Annotated in this window: 19 protein-coding genes; 10 read left to right on the top strand and 9 right to left on the bottom strand. The window is 50.7% G+C overall.

Annotated features, from left to right (window positions below):
• Nucleotides 1-129 precede the first annotated feature (129 nt).
• The 9 genes from urtB (at nucleotide 130) to Q4A84_RS05910 (ending at nucleotide 9,138) form a co-directional block, all read left to right on the top strand.
• Nucleotides 130-1,746: an urea ABC transporter permease subunit UrtB gene (urtB, locus tag Q4A84_RS05950; RefSeq protein ID WP_303088014.1), complete on the top strand. Its 1,617-nt coding sequence runs from the start codon at nucleotides 130-132 to the stop codon at nucleotides 1,744-1,746.
• Nucleotides 1,743-2,885, top strand: a complete 1,143-nt coding sequence (gene urtC / locus Q4A84_RS05945; RefSeq protein WP_303088013.1) for an urea ABC transporter permease subunit UrtC — start codon at nucleotides 1,743-1,745, stop codon at nucleotides 2,883-2,885. Before urtB ends, urtC begins: the two co-directional genes overlap by 4 nt.
• Nucleotides 2,882-3,679, top strand: coding sequence for an urea ABC transporter ATP-binding protein UrtD (gene urtD, locus Q4A84_RS05940; protein ID WP_303088012.1), 798 nt, complete (start codon nucleotides 2,882-2,884; stop codon nucleotides 3,677-3,679). Before urtC ends, urtD begins: the two co-directional genes overlap by 4 nt.
• 101 nt (nucleotides 3,680-3,780) lie before the next feature.
• Nucleotides 3,781-4,488 (top strand): urea ABC transporter ATP-binding subunit UrtE, encoded by a 708-nt coding sequence (gene urtE / locus Q4A84_RS05935; protein ID WP_303088011.1) that lies wholly within the window; start codon nucleotides 3,781-3,783, stop codon nucleotides 4,486-4,488.
• A gap of 315 nt (nucleotides 4,489-4,803) precedes the next feature.
• Entirely contained in the window at nucleotides 4,804-5,715 is a 912-nt protein-coding gene (locus tag Q4A84_RS05930) for a bestrophin family protein (protein ID WP_303088010.1), read from the top strand.
• 186 nt (nucleotides 5,716-5,901) lie between these two features.
• Nucleotides 5,902-6,456, top strand: coding sequence for a phosphatase PAP2 family protein (locus Q4A84_RS05925; protein WP_303088009.1), 555 nt, complete (start codon nucleotides 5,902-5,904; stop codon nucleotides 6,454-6,456).
• Between the two features lie 189 nt (nucleotides 6,457-6,645).
• The gene (locus tag Q4A84_RS05920; protein WP_303088008.1) at nucleotides 6,646-7,320 is read left to right on the top strand and encodes a response regulator transcription factor; all 675 of its coding nucleotides are present in this window, start codon (nucleotides 6,646-6,648) and stop codon (nucleotides 7,318-7,320) included.
• A 105-nt stretch (nucleotides 7,321-7,425) separates the two neighbouring features.
• Nucleotides 7,426-7,836, top strand: a complete 411-nt coding sequence (locus tag Q4A84_RS05915) for an META domain-containing protein (RefSeq protein WP_303088007.1) — start codon at nucleotides 7,426-7,428, stop codon at nucleotides 7,834-7,836.
• A gap of 3 nt (nucleotides 7,837-7,839) precedes the next feature.
• Nucleotides 7,840-9,138 carry a HAMP domain-containing sensor histidine kinase gene (locus Q4A84_RS05910; protein WP_303088006.1) on the top strand — a complete coding sequence of 433 codons (1,299 nt, stop codon included), beginning with the start codon at nucleotides 7,840-7,842 and terminating at the stop codon, nucleotides 9,136-9,138.
• Between the two features lie 101 nt (nucleotides 9,139-9,239).
• On the opposite strand, the gene mltB is transcribed toward Q4A84_RS05910, so the two are convergent.
• The 8 genes from mltB to Q4A84_RS05870 form a co-directional block, all read right to left on the bottom strand.
• Entirely contained in the window at nucleotides 9,240-10,334 is a 1,095-nt protein-coding gene (mltB, locus tag Q4A84_RS05905; RefSeq protein ID WP_303088005.1) for a lytic murein transglycosylase B, read from the bottom strand.
• Between the two features lie 162 nt (nucleotides 10,335-10,496).
• Nucleotides 10,497-11,876 (bottom strand): DNA repair protein RadA, encoded by a 1,380-nt coding sequence (radA, locus tag Q4A84_RS05900; protein WP_303088004.1) that lies wholly within the window; start codon nucleotides 11,874-11,876, stop codon nucleotides 10,497-10,499.
• 68 nt (nucleotides 11,877-11,944) lie between these two features.
• Nucleotides 11,945-12,694, bottom strand: coding sequence for an ABC transporter permease (locus tag Q4A84_RS05895; RefSeq protein ID WP_303088003.1), 750 nt, complete (start codon nucleotides 12,692-12,694; stop codon nucleotides 11,945-11,947).
• A 43-nt stretch (nucleotides 12,695-12,737) separates the two neighbouring features.
• Nucleotides 12,738-13,196, bottom strand: a complete 459-nt coding sequence (locus Q4A84_RS05890; RefSeq protein ID WP_303088002.1) for a DMT family transporter — start codon at nucleotides 13,194-13,196, stop codon at nucleotides 12,738-12,740.
• Nucleotides 13,197-13,227: 31 nt separating this feature from the next.
• Nucleotides 13,228-14,400: an ABC transporter substrate-binding protein gene (locus Q4A84_RS05885; RefSeq protein WP_303088001.1), complete on the bottom strand. Its 1,173-nt coding sequence runs from the start codon at nucleotides 14,398-14,400 to the stop codon at nucleotides 13,228-13,230.
• 179 nt (nucleotides 14,401-14,579) lie between these two features.
• The gene (locus Q4A84_RS05880; protein ID WP_303088000.1) at nucleotides 14,580-15,374 is read right to left on the bottom strand and encodes an ABC transporter ATP-binding protein; all 795 of its coding nucleotides are present in this window, start codon (nucleotides 15,372-15,374) and stop codon (nucleotides 14,580-14,582) included.
• A 138-nt stretch (nucleotides 15,375-15,512) separates the two neighbouring features.
• Nucleotides 15,513-16,616 carry an acyl-CoA dehydrogenase family protein gene (locus tag Q4A84_RS05875; RefSeq protein ID WP_303087999.1) on the bottom strand — a complete coding sequence of 368 codons (1,104 nt, stop codon included), beginning with the start codon at nucleotides 16,614-16,616 and terminating at the stop codon, nucleotides 15,513-15,515.
• A 105-nt stretch (nucleotides 16,617-16,721) separates the two neighbouring features.
• On the bottom strand, nucleotides 16,722-17,270 hold the full coding sequence (locus tag Q4A84_RS05870; protein WP_303087998.1) for a carboxymuconolactone decarboxylase family protein: 549 nt from the start codon (nucleotides 17,268-17,270) through the stop codon (nucleotides 16,722-16,724).
• Nucleotides 17,271-17,523: 253 nt separating this feature from the next.
• Here Q4A84_RS05870 and aroC point away from each other — a divergent pair, with 253 nt between their 5' ends.
• Nucleotides 17,524-18,621, top strand: coding sequence for a chorismate synthase (gene aroC / locus Q4A84_RS05865; protein WP_303087997.1), 1,098 nt, complete (start codon nucleotides 17,524-17,526; stop codon nucleotides 18,619-18,621).
• A 128-nt stretch (nucleotides 18,622-18,749) separates the two neighbouring features.
• On the opposite strand, the gene rbsK is transcribed toward aroC, so the two are convergent.
• Nucleotides 18,750-19,688 carry a ribokinase gene (rbsK, locus tag Q4A84_RS05860; RefSeq protein ID WP_303087996.1) on the bottom strand — a complete coding sequence of 313 codons (939 nt, stop codon included), beginning with the start codon at nucleotides 19,686-19,688 and terminating at the stop codon, nucleotides 18,750-18,752.
• Nucleotides 19,689-19,698 lie beyond the last annotated feature (10 nt).

Here is a 19,698-nt window from a genome sequence, read left to right as displayed (position 1 = left end):
AGACTAAGGCTGTCTGAAAATGCAATGAAATTTCAGACAGCCTTTTTATACGGATATCTACGCTGATAAAACAGAAAAGGACGATTTATGAAGTCTTTGCCTCAACTCATAAATGCATTTGGCAGCTGTTTGCTGATCCTTGCATTAAACCTGATTTCCCTTCCTGCTTTAGCAGATGAAGGTGCCGCTTCTGCGACAAACACCACCATTAATAGCAACAGCCAAACGGCGCCAAAAGATTTTCAGACAGCCTTACAAGGCTTGCTATCGAATAATTTTTCAGAAAAACAAGCGGCTGTGGAATCACTGCCCTCATTTAAGCATCCCCATCACTTGGAAATCTTAAACGCATTGGCCGACGGCAGATTGGTAACGGCGGGGAATCAGTTTTTCATTAAAGATGAAGCCGCCGATAACTATACATCCATAGAAACATTGGAGCCTGCCGCCGCCCAACCTTCGAATACGAAAAAAGTAACCATCAATAATAAAATCCGGCAGTGGATTCGCAATTATGTGGCCAAAAACGCGTTACTCAGCAACGCGCCCGAACAACGTAAAAAAGCCATCGAGCAAATGCTGCAAAAAAATGATGCTGCAGCCTTGGCTCAAGTGCAAGCGGCACTACCGAAAGAAAGCGACAAAAGCATCCGCTCTTTAATGGAAGTTTATATTGCACGTTCGGATTTACAAAGTAACGACACCAGCCGCCATGCCGCCGCCATCAGTGCTTTAGGCGATACGGCGTTGGCAGAAAACTTGGCCGCCTTGAAAAATTATGCGCAAAAAGCCCCTACCCCAGCTTTGAAAGCACAAGCGGAAAAAGCAATATCGTCTATTCAAACCAAGCTCGATCTACTAAGCGGCGTTGAAACCTTAAGCTTCGGTTTGAGCTTGGGCTCAGTGCTGGTACTGACCGCCATCGGTTTGGCCATTACCTTCGGCGTGATGGGCGTGATTAATATGGCACACGGCGAACTAATGATGATTGGCGCCTATTGCGCGTATGTGGTTCAGCTTTTGATGCCAAACCAGGTTGCTTGGTCGCTTGCTATTTCGGTGCCGGTTGTCTTTATTGTAAGCGGCTTTATCGGCGTATTGATTGAGCGCTTCGTTGTGCGCTATCTATATGGCCGACCGTTGGAAACATTACTGGCCACCTTCGGTATCAGCCTCATATTGCAACAAGCTGTTCGCAGTATTTTTTCTCCGCTCAACAGATTGGTTCAAAGCCCAAGTTGGATGAGCGGTGCGTGGGATATCTTTCCCGGGCTATCCATCACATGGAATCGTGTTTACATCTTTATTTTCTGCATGCTGTGTTTCTTCGCTTTATTGGCGGTGATGAAACGCACCCGCCTCGGCTTGGAAGTGCGTGCGGTTTCTCAAAACAGGCATATGGCGCGCGCCATGGGCATCAGCGACAGAAAAGTCGATATGCTGACTTTCGGCTTGGGCTCGGGCGTTGCGGGTATTGCCGGTGTCGCTTTATCCCAATTGACCAACGTAGGCCCTAATTTGGGGCAACAGTATATCGTTGATTCGTTTATGGTGGTGGTGGTCGGCGGGGTAGGCAATCTGTGGGGAACGCTGGTGTCCGGGCTGACGTTGGGCGTGATAAATAAATTATTCGAGCCTTGGTTGGGTGCGGTTTTAGCTAAAGCCGTTGTGTTGGTATTGATTATTTTGTTTATCCAAAAATATCCACGTGGTCTGTTTCCACAAAAAGGTAGAGGTGTCGAATGAATTCTATCGTTTTCAATGCGTTCAAACGTGAACCGCGCTTAGGCAAAATTACCCTGACTTTGTTGGTTCTTTTAATTGTGATTGTTCCGATCGGAAATTTATTAATTCCCTCCAGTAGTGCGCTGCATATTTCAACTTATATCGTGACCCTATTGGGCAAATACCTTTGCTATGCCTTATTGGCGCTGGCACTTGATTTGGCTTGGGGCTACCTTGGCATCCTCAGCTTGGGGCACGGTGCATTCTTTGCCTTGGGCGGCTACGCAATGGGCATGTATTTGATGCGAGGAATCGGCGCCAACGGCGCTTATGGCAATGCAAGCCTGCCTGACTTTATGGTGTTTCTCGGCTGGACGGAACTTCCCTGGTTTTGGATGGGCAGCGAATATTTTATTTGGGCGTTTGTCATGATGCTGTTCATCCCCGGGCTCTTGGCTTTTATCTTGGGCTGGTTGTGTTTCAGATCGCGTGTTTCCGGTGTGTATCTGTCTATCATTACCCAAGCGATGACTTATGCTTTGATGCTGTCGTTTTACCGTAATGAAATGGGCTTCGGCGGCAACAACGGGCTGACCGATTTCAAAGATATTCTAGGCTTCAGCTTAACTTCCGATACCACGCGCGTTGCTTTATTCGCCATTACCGGCGTTGCGGTGTTGGCTACCTACGGATTGTTGCGGAATATTATGAATTCCCGTTTGGGCAAGCTGGTGATTGCCGTTCGCGATGCTGAGATGCGGGTTAGGTTCGTTGGTTTCCGTGTCGATCATGTCAAATTGGCTATTTTTGTTTTATCCGCCATGATTGCCGGGGTTGCCGGGGCATTGTATGTGCCGCAGGTCGGCATCATAAATCCGAGCGAGTTTGCGCCGTTGGCTTCCATCGAAATCATTATTTGGGTTGCGCTGGGCGGCCGCGCCACTTTATTCGGCGCCATTATCGGCGCATTCGTGGTCAATTATGCCAAAACCTGGCTGACCGCGGCTTTTCCCGATGCTTGGTTATTTTTCTTAGGTGCGCTCTTCGTGCTGGTAACCATCTTCCTGAAAGAAGGCATTGCCGGCTTATTGGCAAAAAAAGAACAGCAAGCGGCAACACCGTCAGATGGAAATCAAATCACTGAGGAGAAAACAGCATGAGCGCAGCCCGAGAAAACCGTTTCGATAACCTGCATATCGATAACAAATACACTCTATATATGGAAGACGTTTCCGTCAGCTTTGATGGATTCAAAGCGATTAACGGGCTCAATTTATACATCGATAAAGGCGAGCTGCGTTGCATCATCGGCCCGAATGGTGCCGGAAAATCAACCATGATGGACATCATTACCGGCAAAACACGCCCCGATCAGGGCAACGTTTGGCTGGGGCAAAGCCATAACTTGCTTGAGATGGACGAAGCGCAAATTGCCCGCGCCGGTATCGGTCGAAAATTTCAAACGCCGACCGTATTTGAATCTCTCAGCGTGTATGACAACTTATCTCTCGCAGCAGCAGGCAGTAAAAGCATATTCGGCGCATTTTTCGGACAAGGCCGCAAGCTTTCCGCCGAACAAAACGATTTGCTTGATCAGGTGTTGGAAACCATCGGTTTAGCAGAAACCCGAAACAATCAGGCCGGTGTTTTATCGCATGGTCAGAAGCAATGGCTGGAAATAGGCATGCTTTTGATGCAGAAACCACAATTATTGCTGATTGACGAGCCGGTAACCGGCATGACGCACGGTGAAATCGATCGAACGGCCGAGCTGCTTACTTCTTTGGCCGGGAAGCAAGCCGTGGTGGTAGTGGAACACGATATGGAATTCGTTCGCAAGATTGCGCGGAAAGTAACCGTTTTGCACCAAGGCAGTGTGCTGGCTGAAGGAAGCCTGTCTGAAGTGCAGAACAACCAACAAGTGATTGATGTGTATTTGGGCGGCAGCCATTAAGGTTGTCTGAAAAACGGCTTGGTTTTTAAAGCCAAGCCGGCATCCAAACCAATATCCGCATTTCTCAAAATTAAAGAGAAAAACGCTTAAAAGGAAAACTTATGTTATCTGTTGAAAACCTCAACCAATATTACGGCCAGAGCCATATTCTGCACGGCATCAGTTTTACCGCCCCGGAAAAAGAATGCACTTGCATCATAGGCCGCAACGGAGTCGGCAAAACCACCTTGCTGAAATCGATTATGGGGCAAGTTGCCGCCAAAGCGGATAAATTGCAGTACGGCGATGTCGATTTGCAGAAGCAACGGCCGGAAAAACGCCCCTATCACGGCATGGCTTATGTGCCGCAAGGGCGGCAAATCTTTTCTCAGCTCACAGTAGAAGACAATTTGAAAATCGGCCTGCCCGTTCACAACAAACGCAATAAAAGCGCCAGCCGAAATATTCCCGACATGATTTATGAATTGTTTCCGGTGTTGTTCGATATGAAGCATCGCCGTGGCGGCGACCTTTCCGGCGGGCAGCAACAACAACTTGCCATAGGCCGCGCCTTGGTGTTGAGCCCGAGCTTATTGATTTTAGACGAGCCGACCGAAGGCATTCAGCCTAATATCGTAGACGACATTACCAAAGTTATCCGCCGTCTTAACCAAGAATGGGGCTTAACTGTATTAATCGTTGAGCAAAAGCTCAATTTGATTAATATTTTGGCCGACAATTTCGTGTTGCTCGAAAGAGGCCATTGCGTTGCAAAAGGCAAAGGGCATGAGCTGACCGAGGAGCTAATTCAAACCTATCTGAGCGTTTGAATGGTTTATTTCATTAAATAAATTGCAAATCGGGCTGTAAACGGCGCAAAAAACCAAATACCTATTGCACCGTTTGCCGCTCGATTTTTATTTAAGCAATATAATATTGGCTCCAATACTTCAAGCCCGTTAAATTTAATATTTTAATAAGCCGTTTTCCAGACATTCAAATTGCCAACCGATTTCGTATCAAATGGTATAATCAGCCCATAAAAATAAAGCACCTCAAATTGTTCATACGCTCATAAAAGAATTAATAAGATGTTTGAATAATTGCTATTCGGAATTGCACCGTTCCTTTTCATTCCACTTACCATGATTATCCGCGATAAAACCACCCTTTCCCTCTTATTTGCATGGCACGGCACCATTTTGCCCAAAGTGCTGCCCGCCATTATCGGCTTATCGTCCGTATCCGTTTTATTGGGCATCGTGGCTCATTACAAATGGTTTTCCATCCCCACCCCGCCGGTTCTCGGCTTTACCATTTTCGGCATCATTCTTTCCATTTTCCTCGGCTTTCGCAACAACGCCTGCTACGAGCGCTGGTGGGAAGGGCGCAAGCTATGGGGCACGCTGATTGCAACACAGCGCCGGTTAATACGCGACAGCCAGATTCTGCCGATGCCCCGCCGCGAACGCCTGCTGCGCCAAACCATTCTGTTTACCCGTTTGTTACGCGACCGGCTGCGCCATGAAACCGCATATCATGAATCCCTGCTCGAATACGGCAATTTGGGCGAAAGCGGCCTGAACACATTGACTAGCGATCACATCAACCCGCCGCAATTCATTCTGGGCATGATGCAAAAAGAATTGATCAAATCGCTGAAAAATCAGGAAATCAGCGATATCGTTTATACTTCGCTAACCGAATCCATCGCCATATTGGGCAATGTGCAGGCAGGCTGCGACCGGATTGCCAGCACGCCGCTGCCGTTTGCTTATTCGGTGTTACTGCATCGCGCCATCTACAGTTTCTGCTTCATGCTGCCTTTCGGCATTGAAAACATATTAGGCTTGTGGACGCCTTTTATGGTGGCCTGGCTGGTTTACATGTTTCTCGGCTTGGATGCGCTGAGCAGCCAGTTGGAAGAGCCTTTCGGCACGCAGGATAACGATTTGCCGCTGGACGCCATCGTGCGGCTGGTGGAACGCGAGATTCTAACCGCCTTGGGCGGCACCTTGCCGGAAATGTCGGCGGCGGAACACTTCAAAGTATTGTAGTAGCCGCGCCTTTCTAAAAATCGCCGCCGCTTGCGTGCAAGGCAAACGAAAATGCCTGTCTGAATTTTCAGACAGGCATTTTTACTTACGCAAATAAAGAATCAAGGCCCATTTTTGCCTTATCCTAATTCCATGCTAATTTTCATTTCTTAGAATAGCGGGAAATCCATTCCACACTCTACCAAAATGCTTGAAAACTTATACTCCTTCAACCGGAAAATCTTTATTTTAATCAATGCCCACCCAAACGCCGATACGTTTCACGTCGAAGCCGCCATTTGGCTGGCGGAATATCTGATTATCGCATTTTTTCTGATTTTATCGGTTTATCTCGCTTGGAAACACCGCGCCGACAAGCACATTTATTTAGGCGTTTTATTCAGCACCCTTATCGGCATCGGCATCAGCTATCTGATTCGCAAAGAATTCCACTACCCGCGCCCGTTTGTTGAAAAGCTGGGCACCCATTTCTTCGAGCATGCTCCCTCTCCGTCTTTTCCGAGTAAACACCTTACCTCGATGTTTTCCGGCATCTTGTTTCTCTGCTGGTTGCCGGCAACCCGTGTTTTCGGCATCGGCTGGTTGCTGCTTGCGCTATCCGTTGCTTGGGCGCGCATTTATCTGGGCATACATTGGCCGCTGGATATGGCAGGCGCCTTTCTGGTAGGATTGGTCGCTTCTGCCTTAACTTTATCCATGCAAACCGAATGGGTTAAAAAAACAGTTTTCAGACAGGCATAAGCATAACATCAGCCTGCAGTTTTTTTCCGGTTACAATCAGGCAAAATTGCCGGCGAAAAACGATTCATCCCCTTCACAAAAAGAAAACGTATATGAATTTCAACAATCTACTTCATCAAGTTTCAAACCCCATTTGGCAAAACAAAAAACGAACAAAGCATATTCTGGCGCGTCGGGGAGGATTCTGATATGCGCATTTTATTGGTTGAAGACGACATCATGATCGGCGAAGCCGTTTCCGGCAGCCTGAAAGACGCGCGCCACACCGTAGATTGGACGCAAAACGGCTCAGCGGCATTAAGTGCGCTCGCGGCCCAAAGCTACGATTTGATGCTGCTCGATTTAGGCCTGCCGAAAAAAGACGGCTTAGACGTATTGAGCGAATTGCGCATCAACGGCAATAAGATCCCCGTGATTATTCTGACCGCCCGCGATGATCTTGAAAGCCGCCTGCGCGGATTGGACGGCGGCGCCGATGATTATCTAATCAAACCCTTCGACATGAGCGAATTGCTCGCCCGCATACGCGCCGTGTTGCGCCGCCAACACGGCTTGGCCAACAGCGAGCTGAACAACGGCATCTGGTCGCTCAATCCGGCCACTTATCAGGTGCGCCATATGGAAACAGGCGAAACCATCATCCTCAGCAACCGCGAATTTGCCATTTTCCATGCCTTAATTCAACGCCCCGGCATGATTTTGTCGCGCACCAATCTGGAAGACAAAATTTACGGCTGGGGAGAAGAGGTGGAAAGCAACGCCATTGACTACCTTATCCACGCCCTGCGGAAAAAACTCGGCGCAGACAGCATCAAAAACGTGCGCGGGGTCGGTTGGCTCGTGCCGAAGAAACAGGAAATTTAGAGCTAAAAACGCTCAAATTATCTATAATCAATCTGTGAATCGGCACTCGGAACGGCTTCCCCTTCCCATGCCTGTCTGAAAACCAATAGCAAAACGAGGTTTGCGATGAATAAACTCATTCCCCTATTACTGGCCGGCATACTGACCGCCGGTTGTACCGCCACCAATACAGCCCCTGCCGCCACTCTGGCAGGCCGCTGGCAGATTGAAGAAGTCAACCGTATCCGCCCTGAAAATCCAGCATCCATCGAATTCAAAGCGCAAGACAAAACCTACCATACCGCCGGCGGTTGCAATTCACTGTTCGGCCAATATCAGGCGCAAAACGGCAAACTACACCTATCTGATGCCGCCAGCACGCTGATGGCCTGCGAAGAGCCATTGATGAATTTGGATAACAGCCTTGCCACCATGATTGAAAACGCCTCATCCTATCAAATCAACGACAACCGCTTGGAAATCGTTGACTCGCAAGGCAAAGTTCTGCTTAAAGCCGTTAAAGCCGAACAGCAGTAAACCATGCTTAAACGCCGGCCCTCCCTGCAACTGCGCCTGATTCTCTGGCTAACGGCCACCGTTATGCTGGCAGCCATTGCCGCCAGCATAACCTCCTTTTTCGTGGTCTATCACGAAGCCCGGGAAATGCAAGACGAATTACTGGAACAAACCGCTCAATTCGCCGCCACCGCAGGGCAACCGGATAACGGCCACATCGACGACGATGTGCGAATACATCTCCAAACCGTCGATCAGCCGCGTAAAAACGATATTCCTCTGCCGAAAGGTTTGGCAAACGGCTTTCACAATATTACTCATAAAAAAGAAGATTATCGGGTATATATTTACGAAGATGCCCACGGCCAGCGCATGGCCTTATTGCAAGAAAACGACTTCTATCAAGATTCCGCCTACACCAGCGCCAGCCTGGTTATCTGGCCGATTCTGCTGCTGATACCCATTCTGGCTTTGCTCAGCTTTTTAGCCGTACATTTAAGCCTGAAACCCATCAAAAGCCTGTCTGAAAACCTGTCGCACCGCAGTGAGAACGATCTTTCACCATTATCAGAAAATAACATTCCGATTGAAATCAAAGGTTTTATTTCCGCCATCAACCGTTTGTTCGATAAAATTAAAGAAGGCATCGTCCGCCAACAGCGCTTTATCGCCGATGCCGCCCACGAGCTGCGCTCACCCATGACCGCCCTTTCATTGCAAGCGGAGCGTTTATCGCAGCGCGATCTACCGCCTGAAACCGCAGCGCAGCTCGACTCGCTGCGTGAAGGTATCCGCCGCAACCGCCATCTGCTTGAACAATTGCTAACCATCGCCCGGGCTCAGCAGGAAAACAAAACCGTTTCCTCGCAAACTTTATCCGCACGCCATATCTGCGAATGCGTGGTGCAAGATCTTTACCCGCTGGCCGAAGCCAAGAGTATCGATTTCGGCATCGACGGCGAAGCAGACGCTATGCTTATCGGCAACGAAACCGAGTTTTACACGCTCCTGAAAACGCTGGCCGACAATGCCATCAATTACACCGGCGAAGGCGGCCGCGTCGATTTGCGTGTTAAATCCTTGCAAAACGCATGTTTGCTGGAAGTGGAAGATAATGGCCCCGGCATTCCCATTGCCGAACGCGAACGCGTGTTCGATTCGTTTTACCGCATTCTGGGCACCGGCACCGAAGGCTCCGGCCTTGGCCTCGCCATCGCCAAAACGTTGACCGAACGCTACGGCGGAAGTATCAGCCTCCACGCCTCGCCCACCCATGAAAGCGGCCTATTGGTGCAGGTTCGGCTGCCTGTTGCACCTCATTAAACGTTATGCCAAAAGGCTTCTTTCGGGCAACAAAATAATAAAACGCCTGTCTGAAAGATATGTTCAGACAGGCATTTTATTTTTACCTTAATCACCGCCAATCACAAGCCGCCGGCGCCCAAGCCATTAGCAATATCGCGCACCGAAGTTACATACATGCGGCTGTGGTTATACTGCCATACCGCATAAAAATTGTTCAGACCGATGTAATAATCATAAACGCCCGGGCTGGTTTCCAAGCGGTAAAGCACGGCTTTTTCATTGTCAGAAACCGCTTCCAGCGGCGTAACCCCCAATTTTTTCAACTCGCCCACCGTACGGTTCATCGCCGTTTTCTCATCTATAATCGTCTGCAATTTATCATCCGGCACCAGCGCAACCGGCACCACCATCTTACCACCACTCTGCCAGCCGTGAACCTTCATATAATTGGCCACCGAAGCCGCCACATCGCCAACATTGCCCCAAATATCGCGGCGGCCGTCTTTATCATAATCCACCGCCCATTTACGAAAGCTCGAAGGCATAAACTGAGGCATGCCCATCGCACCGGCGAAACTGCCGGTAAACTCCATCGGATCACGTTTTTCTTCTTCCGCCATAGCCAAAAAGTCTGCCAGCTCCTGCTGGAAAAATTCGCCGCGGCGCGGATAATCAAAGGCCAGTGTTGCCAAAGAATCGGCCACGCGAATATTGCCTTTATTGGCACCGTAATTGGTTTCGATGCCGATAATTGCCACAATCAATTCGGCAGGCACGCCGTATTTGCTTGCCACATCATCAATAATATTGCGGTTTTCTGCATAAAACTGGCGGCCGCCGTTGATTTTGGCCGCGCCGGAATTGCCCTGCTTGAATTCATACCACGGGCGCGAAGTGCCCGGTCTGTCCATGATGCTGATTACATTGCCCCGATAAATCACTGCGTCGAAAAAATTTTGCAGTACCGCCCGGTTCAGATGATTTTGCTTGACCTGATAATCGATGAATTTTTGCACATTAGGATTCGCATTAAACCCCGTAACCGCAGGGCTGGGCGCGGCTTCATTAAAAAATGTTTTACTTTTATCAATCGGCTTGACCGGCTTGGCCTGCGCACTGCCCTTGAATATCTGCACAGGCTGCTCCTTGCTTTGACAAGCCGCCAGCAACAGAGCGGAAAGCATAATAGATGTAGAGAATAGATTTTTTTTCATACGTTTTTCCGTGAAAAAAGCAATGTCGCAGCCAGCGCTATCGACATTGGTGTGGCTCTGAAGGCCATTAGTGTAACAAAATTCAGAGAAAGCGGAAAAGGCGGATTATCAACAGGTTAAGCAAACTCAATGGCCAATGCCTGTCTGAAAACCTTAATCCGCTCAATCTGCCGCATCTCTGCATAATTGAACCGCTTCTTGCAAATTACCGACGCCGTGAATCTGCAAACCGGGAAATTCCTTCTGGCTGCGCGGCAGGTTAGCTTTGGGCACGATGGCTCGTTTGAAGCCCAATTTTTCTGCTTCTTTCAAGCGCTCCTGCCCGCGCGCCACCGGGCGCACTTCGCCGCTCAAACCGATTTCTCCGAAAGTCACCATTCTTTCCGGCAGCGGGCGGTTTCTAAAGCTCGACAACATGGCGAGGATAACGGCCAAGTCTGCAGCGGGCTCGTTGATTTTCACGCCGCCCACCGCGTTTAAAAACACATCTTGATCGAAACAGGCTATGCCGGCATGACGGTTTAACACCGCCAACAGCATAGCAAGGCGGTTTTGCTCCAGCCCTACCGTCAAACGCTTGGGCGTGAAGCCGTGCGCATCGTCGACCAACGCCTGAATTTCAACCAACAGCGGCCGGCTGCCTTCCTGAGTAACAAGCACGCAAGAGCCCGGCGTGTCGTCGCGATAGCTGGCGAGAAAAATGGCCGAAGGATTAGACACGCCTTTCAAGCCGTGCTCAGTCATGGCAAACACGCCCAATTCGTTGGCAGCGCCGAAACGGTTTTTAATCGCGCGTATCATGCGGTAGTTGGAATGCTGATCGCCCTCGAAATACAGCACCGTATCGACCATATGCTCCAACACGCGCGGGCCGGCGATGGCGCCATCTTTGGTTACATGGCCAACCAGAATCATGGCCGTACCCATCTGTTTGGCCATGCGCGTCAACTGAGCGGCGCACTCCCGCACTTGCGAAACCGAGCCGGGTGCCGAGCTGATTTGGTCGGAATACATGGTTTGAATCGAATCGATTACCACCACATCGGGCTCATGCTGCTTTAAAGCCGCCTGAATCGCTTCCATGCGGATTTCGGCCAGCAGATTCACACCCTCGGTTTGCAATTCCAGCCGCTGCGCGCGCAAGGCAACTTGCTGCGCCGATTCCTCGCCCGAAACATACAGCACTTTCCGACTTTGAGCCATGCGCGCAATCGTTTGCAGCAGCAAGGTCGATTTGCCGATGCCGGGGTCGCCGCCGAGCAAAATTACCGCGCCGCCAACCAGCCCGCCGCCCAATACGCGATCCAGCTCACCCATGCCGGTAGGATTGCGCGGCACTTCAACCGCCGTAACCCGCGAAAGCGGCTGAACTTGAGAAGCCTCGGCCGCCCACGATTGAAAGCGGGCGTTTTTCGGCTCCGGCGCGGCCAAGCTCTCCTGTAAAGTGTTCCATTCGCCGCAATGTGGGCATTTACCCTGCCATTTAGGCGAAGTGCCGCCGCATTCGCTGCATTGGTAAACGGTTTTCGGGGCTTTGGCCATATATGAAAATGCCTGTCTGAAAAACGTTATTGTAACATTTTCAGACAGGCATTCCTGATTTCAAGCAATCAACCGTGCTTCCACCAGTTTCCCAGCTTACGGGCGCCGCTATCCAGCGCCCAACCGATCAAGCCGATTAGCACAACCGCGGCCATCAGCTCCGAATAGGCCAGCCGGTCGCGCGTATCCAGAATGAAATAACCTAATCCCTCGTTCACACCCAACATTTCGCACGGCACCAGCACCACCCAAACGATACCGATTGCCAGCCGCAAACCGTTGAGAATATCGCCGGTAACGGCCGGCAGCATGATTTTAAACAGCATCTCGCCTTTCGTTGCGGAAAGCGAACGGCCCAGCTCCAGCCATTGCTTATTAATATTTTTCACGCCGGATGCCGTGTTCAGAATAATCGGCCACACCGCGGCAAAAGCTAGCAGAAAATAAATCGGCGCATCTCCGATGCCAAACAGCATCACTACCACCGGCATCCACGACAAAGGAGAAATCATACGCAGAAACTGAAACGCCGGGCTGCTGGTTTGCTCCGTTTTAGGCGACAAGCCCAATATAAAGCCGACCGGCACGCCGATGAGCAAAGCAAAAAACAAGCCGACAAACACGCGCCTCAGGCTGGCCAAAATATGAGGCAACAATTGGCCATCAGACAACAAAATGCCCAAGCTGTTCAAAGCGGGCGCGGGCGACAATAAATGAGCCAGCGACATATTCTGCGCCAAAAGCATCGTGCCGAGCTGCCATACAATCAATAAGAGCAAGAGGCCCAGGCCGCCAAGCAAAAAGTGGTTCAATTTCATTTTATTTCCTATTTTGATGTGCGTTCCGAAAAAGCGGTTTTGCCTAACCGAACAGACGCCTGCCGAAGAAAAACAAACCCAGCCCCGCCGCCATCACAAGTAAACCGGCCAAATGCCAAATTTGCAGCGGGCGCACCGGCATATGAATCAAACCGAAATGGTCTATGACCGCCGCCGTTAAAAGCTGCCCGATAATCACAAAAAACAACATATTCGTGATGCCCAGCTTGGGCGCCAACAACACGGTGGTAAACACAAATCCCGCGCCCAAAGCTCCGCCCAGATATTTCCACCACGATTGGTGCGGCATCTGCTGCCATGCGCCCGCCAAATCCGCTTTCCACAAGCATAAAATCAGTAATACTACGGTGCCGACCGCAAAAGAAACGGTTGCCGCTACCAGAGGCTGTACCAGCAGGCCTTTGGCCAACTGGCTGTTGATTGCCGCTTGAGAAGCCAATGCCGCGCCTGCGGCGAGTGCCATTAAAACAAAAGCCAACATAAAATCTCCTCATTCGTTTTCAGACAGGCATTCAGATTTCAAACCTCTCTTTTCTCGTCAACCCTTCTTGCAAGCCGAACATATCCAGCAAATGGGCTTCGCTTAATGCCTTTTCTACAAATCGCGTATCAAACAATTCTACCGCCGCGGCCGCCGGATTCAACTCGCCCAGAAAATTGTTCACGCCCGCCAGATGAGTTTCCTGCAGCAATTCAATCAACATCTTGCTATACGACACAAAAGGATAAGGCTGAAAATCAATGCGCTTCTGGTGCCAATCGACATGCCGGATGGCACCGTCTCGCTCGTATTTGGCCCATGCCAACGGTTCGGGCTGCAACACGCTACGCAACACCTTCACATCGTGTGGCGTGTATTTTTGAATCCCCTGCTTGGCAAGCAAATCTGCGGTTTCCACCCGATGCGTTTTCGCCCATGCCGCCGCCTCCACCAAAGCACCAATAACCTTCTGCACCCATTCCGGCCGGTTTTGGATATCGTGGTCGTGCATCATCGACAAGCAGCAGGCATGGTCTTTCCAGATATCGCCCGAAAAGCGCAACACTTTACCCACGCCTTTGGCTTCCGCCAGCGCATTAAAAGGCTCTGCCACGATAAAACCGGCAATCTGCTTGGAAGCCAAACCGGGCACCATATCGGAAGGCGGCATCACGGTCAGCCGCACCTGACCCGCCTGCGGGTTTTTCTCCACCACCGTTAGGCCCGCCTTTCGAATTATCTGCTGCACGATCACATTGTGAATGGAATACCAAAACGGAATCGCCACCGTTTGACCCTGTAAATCTTGCACGCCGTTAATATCCTGCCGCACGGTCAGCGCCGAGCCGCAGGTATGGTTCCACATCAGCGCGCGCACCGGCGCCTTGCTGCCGTAACGCATCCACACGCTCATCGGCGAGAGCACGTGAATCAGATTAACCTGCCCGCTTAAAAAAGCCTCCACCAAGCTGGCCCACGAACGAAACAAAACGGGCTTAACGGCTTCGACGCCCCTCTGTTGAAACAAACCCCTGCCATGTGCCACCAGAAGCGGCGTTGCATCGAGAATCGGCAGGTAGCCGATGGTCAGCGGCGCATTAGGATTGGCAGAAGCCCTATTGGAACAGGCTTGCAATAATGGCAATGCGGCAGCTGCACTGAATAAGGCGGAAAGTTTGAGGAAATCGCGACGGGTGTGCATCATATCAAGGTAAATAAAATTTCAGTGTAAAGCTGTTGGATGGAAAGCGGCAGCGTATATCGGCATTGCGTATATCGGCATTATGGTTTTCAGACAGGCATTCGATGCCTGTCTGAAAATATCGGGCGGCAACGCTTTTTCTTCTGTTTTATCAGATTAAAGGCCTGCCCGAAACCCGATAATCAAATCATGAAATCAATCGAGGTTTGCGCCGTATATTGCTGCGCCTGATGAAGCGATTGCAAAATTTCACCGCGCATGGTGTTCATTTCCCACAATTTATCGTGGCGCGGAAACGCTTGCGTCGGCTGCCAAGTACCTAAAATACGGCCGGGTGTTTGCCCGATCAGAACGATGCGGTCGGAAACCAGCAAGGCTTCGTCGATATCATGCGTAACCATTACGGCGGCTGTCTGGCGCTTATGCACAATCTGGCGCAGCAAATCTTGCATTTGCGCCCGAATAACTTCATCCAGCGCAGAAAACGGCTCGTCCAACAACAACACCTGCGGCTGGCGGGCAAGTGCGCGGGCAAGGGAAACCCGCTGCGCCATACCGCCTGAAAGTTCTGCCGGAAACTTATCGGCCGCGTGGCTGAGCCCTACTTCCGCCAGCGCGTCATCCACGCGGCTTTTTAAGTCGGCTTTATCAATATGCGGTTGTTTTTTGAAGTCTAAGCCGAAGGCCACGTTGTCGCGCACATTCAGCCAAGGCAGTAGCGAGGCGGTTTGGAAAACGAAGCCCACACGCGGGTGCGGCTGTTCCACCACATCGCCAAACAAAGTTACCTTGCCTTGCAACGGTCGGTTCAGGCCGGCCAAAATCCGCAATAAAGAAGATTTACCCACGCCGCTGGGGCCGAGCAAACTAACCAACTGGCCGGATTCCACTTCCAGCGAGAAATCCTGCAAAATGGTTTTAACACCGCCCTCATGGGGATAGCCGAGTGAAAGATGGGTAACGGATAAGGCGCTCATAGTGTGGCTTCCGATAGGCCTGCCGGGCATATTTTCAGACAGGCATTGATAAAAACAAGTTGGCGATAAAACAAACCGTCTGAAAAACAGATTACGTTCTTTCAGGCGGCCTATGCGATTGATTGGGCGGGTTAATAGTCAGATGGAAAACTCTTCGCCGCCCATAAATTCCAATTCGCTGATTTCTTTGCGCAGATGTTTCAACGCCGGCGTAACGATGGCAACAAACAAAGCTTCTCGCATGTGGCGCTGCACCGGGCTACTCATCAAATAACCTTTGGCACCGGCATGCAATGCGGAAGATTGCGCCGCATCAAGGCAAAGCTGGGAAGCATCGGCACGAGCTTGCAACGTTTCCAGTATATTACTTGAGCCACTCCACGTTTCATCGGCCAGATGAACGGTTTTTTCCAGCAACACCTGATAGCGCGCCTGTAATTCGTCAAAGCCGTTATCCAGAAAATAATTGGTTTCGCTGCCGATATTGGATAAATTAATTTCTTGCAGGCAGCCATCGATAATGCCGGCACCAATGCCGATTTGCAGCAGGATAAAGCCTGCCTTAATCGATTTGATAAATGCCGAAAACTGATCCGGTTCGGCCAAAACGTCGTCATGTGGAACGAATACATTTTCAAATTTGATGGCAAACGTGCGCGTGCCTTCCAATGCACAAAATTCAGGGCAGGCAATCAGCGACACGCCTTCCCGCTCGGCGCCGGTAATAAACATTACATAGCCGTCATCGGTTTGCGCCGTATTGGCCCAAATATGCGTTTCGCCCAAATTGGAAACCCACGGCAAAATACCGTTCACGATATAACCGCCTTCGGTTTGCTGCGCCTGCAATAAATGTTCTTCGATGCCGGCCAGGTGCTTAACGGTATTCGACATGCCGGTACCGGCCAGCGTTTTGGCGCTCAACACATCCGGCAGATAACGCTTCACCGCTTGATTCGGTGTCTGATACAGATACCATGCACAGGCGGCCTGACACCACGCAGAGAAGGATGTCGACCCGCACACCTTGCCGATTTCTCTTAACACGGCAATCTGGGCCGACAAGCCCAAGCCGTTTCCACCTTCTTCCTCATTCCCAACGCAGGCAAAGCCGCCGATACGCCCCAGTTCGCGCAGAAAATCTTCGGGATACAAACCCTTGCGGTCGATATCGTTTACCAGCGGCACCAATTTGGCCTGCACCAGCTCGGCCACATTTTTTAATAATATTTCACAGGACATGGGGGTTCTCAAAAGGTTCGGATGGGTTTTTAAAAGCGAAAACAGCAGTTTGAAGCCTGATAGCGGAATGCCTGTCTGAAAGCAGGCATTCCGAGCAACAGAAAATCAGGCGAAATCTTGCAATTCAGGGTTGATTTCAGTACGTGCCAGATTATTAGTGTAGTTGCACAAAGTTGCCAGAGCCACGCCCAGCACCACTTCCACCGATTGCTGCTGGTTGTAGCCCGCATCAAAAAAGGCTTTCAGCTCGGCATCAGAAACATTGCCTTTATTGGCCATTACGGCAACGGTAAAATCAGCGAGCGCGCTTAATTTAGCATCATCAAATCCGGCAGGATTCACTGCGCGTGAAGCTTCGATGGATTGCGCCGACATCAGTTTTTTCAAAGTAGCCAGTTTGGTATGGCCGGCCACGCAAAAGCCGCATTGATTGGTTTTCGCTGCAATAATCTGCACTACTTCGCGCTCGCCCGCCGTTAACGAAGTATTGCCGTTTAATTTACCCACTTCCTGATAAAACGCCAGCGCTTCAGGCGAATTAGCCAAAACGCCGATTAAATTCGGCAAAAATCCATTGTTTTTTAAAGCGGCTTCAACACGCGGTTTAGCGGCTTCGGGAGCGGTTTCCACGGTATGTACGGTTAAACGTGCCATTTTGGTTTCCTTAAAATTGGGGATTATAAATTTAAAGGCGAATCATAAAGATGCCTGTCTGAAAAAGGAAATAACCTATTCGCATGAATGATATAAGCAAAAGTTATATTGAAAATCATGCTCAAGCTAAGACTTTGTTATTTTACACCAATTGGGCGTTTGCCAGGACAAGTGTTTAGATTCGCAGAAAAGCCGCCTGCCCTATGCTAAAATCGCTCCGAATTTCCCTGCAAACAGATAAAGGCACCCAATCATGGCCGGCAACACTTTCGGACAAATTTTTACCGTAACCACCTTCGGCGAAAGCCACGGCCCCGGCTTGGGCTGCATCATCGACGGCTGCCCGCCCGGCTTAGCCCTATCCGAATCCGACATCCAACACGACCTCGACCGCCGGAAACCCGGCACCAGCCGTTATGTAACCCAAAGGCGCGAGGCCGACGAAGTAGAAATTCTCTCCGGCGTGTTTGAAGGCAAAACCACCGGCACCCCGATTGCCCTGTTAATCCGCAATACCGACCAACGTAGCAAAGACTACGGCAATATCGCCAGCCGCTTCCGCCCCGGACATGCCGATTACGTTTATTGGCACAAATACGGCACGCGCGATTATCGTGGTGGCGGCCGCAGCTCCGCCCGCGAAACGGCTGCCCGCGTTGCCGCCGGCGCCGTTGCCAAAAAATGGCTGAAAGCGCATTTCGGCGTAGAAATCGTATCCTATGTTACCCAAATAGGCGAACATCCGATTGGCTTCGAAGGTTATGAACACATCAGCCAAAATCCTTTTTTCGCCGCCAACCAATCGCAAATCGCCGAATTGGAAAGCTATGTCGACAGCATCCGCAAATCGCTGGATTCGGTTGGCGCCAAGCTGCGGGTCGAAGCAAAAAACGTGCCCGTCGGCTTGGGCGAACCGGTATTCGACCGGCTCGACGCCGATCTGGCTCATGCGCTGATGAGCATTAATGCCGTGAAAGGCGTGGAAATCGGCGATGGATTTGATGTGGTGGCACAGCGCGGCAGCTATCATGGCGACGAACTCACGCCGGAAGGTTTCCTAAGCAATCATGCTGGCGGCATCACCGGCGGCATTTCCACCGGCCAAACTATTACCGCCAATTTTGCCATCAAACCAACCAGCAGCATCGCCACCCCGCGCCAATCGATTGATATCGAAGGCAATCCGGTAGAAATCGCCACTCACGGCCGCCATGATCCTTGTGTCGGCCTTCGTGCGGCGCCGATTGCCGAAGCCATGACGGCATTGGTGCTTATCGATCACGCTTTGCGCCAACGCGCGCAAAATGCCGACGTACACGTGACAACGCCGGACATCGCGCGCCGGCGCTAAATCGTAAACGGCCTTTATCCTTCAACTATGTATATACTGGCAATTTAATCTGCTTATTGATAAACCTTCTATAAAACCATTAAAGCCTGTCTGAAAAAGTTTTCAGACAGGCTTTATGATTGGTTATCTTATATTCCGACTGTCGGTTCCGTCTTGTTAGCACAACGACCCCGATGAGCCAGAAACGCTTGCAGTTCGCCTTTGGTTGGCATACCGCCTTGCGCGCCCATACGGGTAACGGAAATGGCAGCGGCGGCACACGCTTGCTTAACCGCCTGTTTCAAACCTAAATGCAGGAAAACGGCTAACGCGGCATTGAATGTATCACCCGCTCCTGTGGTATCCACCGGCGTTACGGGAAAACTCGGCTGACGATGCTGCGTGCCGGTTTCATCATTAAACAGCACGCCATCGGCGCCCTGCGTCATAACCACCTGACAAGATGCCTGCTTCAGCATCGCTTCCGGCGCAAGGTTTGCCGGCAAACCCAAACTAATGGCGAGCTCGTGTGCATTGGGCGTTAGGATATCGGTTAAATCCAACAAATCCTGCGGCAGTTTTTGCGCCGGAGCGGGGTTGAGAATAAACGGTTTACCGTATTTTTTCGCCAGCCGCGCCGCTTCGGTTACGGTCTCCACAGGCGTTTCCAACTGCGCCATAACAACATCGGCATCGGCAATACGTGCTTCTTCCTTTCGGATATGCTCCGGCGTCAGGGCAAAATTGGCGCCCGAAATGACGATAATGTGATTGTCCTCTTCAGCAAGGGTAATATTGGCCATACCGCTCGGCCGGTCGTAAATAATGCTTACCGCGCCGGAATCCACCCCTTCGCGCTGTAAATTGTCCAGCAAGGCTTGGCCGAAATCGTCTGCACCTACGGCGCCGATTAAAGCCACTTCCGCGCCCAACCGCGCTGCCGCCACTGCCTGATTGGCACCCTTACCACCCATAAACTGCCGAAAATCGCTGCCCAACAAAGTTTCTCCGGGCTTCGGAAACCGCTCTGCCGTGGTAACCAAATCCATATTGATGCTGCCGATAACGGCAATTTTGGGTGTTTTCATACCTTGCTCC

The sequence above is a fragment of the Neisseria sp. genome, assembly GCF_030527965.1.
In the GTDB taxonomy this organism is placed as follows: Bacteria; Pseudomonadota; Gammaproteobacteria; order Burkholderiales; family Neisseriaceae; genus Neisseria.
Note: the sequence above shows the minus strand (reverse complement) of the source record. Positions and strands in the feature narration are given on the sequence as shown.

Excerpts from the sequence above, each read along its gene's own strand:
- urtC (WP_303088013.1), top strand. The coding sequence starts at position 1,743 with ATGAATTCTATCGTTTTCAATGCGTTCAAACGTGAACCGCGCTTAGGC.
- urtD (WP_303088012.1), top strand. The coding sequence starts at position 2,882 with ATGAGCGCAGCCCGAGAAAACCGTTTCGATAACCTGCATATCGATAAC.
- urtE (WP_303088011.1), top strand. The coding sequence starts at position 3,781 with ATGTTATCTGTTGAAAACCTCAACCAATATTACGGCCAGAGCCATATT.
- Q4A84_RS05930 (WP_303088010.1), top strand. The coding sequence starts at position 4,804 with ATGATTATCCGCGATAAAACCACCCTTTCCCTCTTATTTGCATGGCAC.
- Q4A84_RS05925 (WP_303088009.1), top strand. The coding sequence starts at position 5,902 with ATGCTTGAAAACTTATACTCCTTCAACCGGAAAATCTTTATTTTAATC.
- Q4A84_RS05920 (WP_303088008.1), top strand. The coding sequence starts at position 6,646 with ATGCGCATTTTATTGGTTGAAGACGACATCATGATCGGCGAAGCCGTT.
- Q4A84_RS05915 (WP_303088007.1), top strand. The coding sequence starts at position 7,426 with ATGAATAAACTCATTCCCCTATTACTGGCCGGCATACTGACCGCCGGT.
- Q4A84_RS05910 (WP_303088006.1), top strand. The coding sequence starts at position 7,840 with ATGCTTAAACGCCGGCCCTCCCTGCAACTGCGCCTGATTCTCTGGCTA.
- mltB (WP_303088005.1), bottom strand. The coding sequence starts at position 10,334 with ATGAAAAAAAATCTATTCTCTACATCTATTATGCTTTCCGCTCTGTTG.
- radA (WP_303088004.1), bottom strand. The coding sequence starts at position 11,876 with ATGGCCAAAGCCCCGAAAACCGTTTACCAATGCAGCGAATGCGGCGGC.
- Q4A84_RS05895 (WP_303088003.1), bottom strand. The coding sequence starts at position 12,694 with ATGAAATTGAACCACTTTTTGCTTGGCGGCCTGGGCCTCTTGCTCTTA.
- Q4A84_RS05890 (WP_303088002.1), bottom strand. The coding sequence starts at position 13,196 with ATGTTGGCTTTTGTTTTAATGGCACTCGCCGCAGGCGCGGCATTGGCT.
- Q4A84_RS05885 (WP_303088001.1), bottom strand. The coding sequence starts at position 14,400 with ATGATGCACACCCGTCGCGATTTCCTCAAACTTTCCGCCTTATTCAGT.
- Q4A84_RS05880 (WP_303088000.1), bottom strand. The coding sequence starts at position 15,374 with ATGAGCGCCTTATCCGTTACCCATCTTTCACTCGGCTATCCCCATGAG.
- Q4A84_RS05875 (WP_303087999.1), bottom strand. The coding sequence starts at position 16,616 with ATGTCCTGTGAAATATTATTAAAAAATGTGGCCGAGCTGGTGCAGGCC.
- Q4A84_RS05870 (WP_303087998.1), bottom strand. The coding sequence starts at position 17,270 with ATGGCACGTTTAACCGTACATACCGTGGAAACCGCTCCCGAAGCCGCT.
- aroC (WP_303087997.1), top strand. The coding sequence starts at position 17,524 with ATGGCCGGCAACACTTTCGGACAAATTTTTACCGTAACCACCTTCGGC.
- rbsK (WP_303087996.1), bottom strand. The coding sequence starts at position 19,688 with ATGAAAACACCCAAAATTGCCGTTATCGGCAGCATCAATATGGATTTG.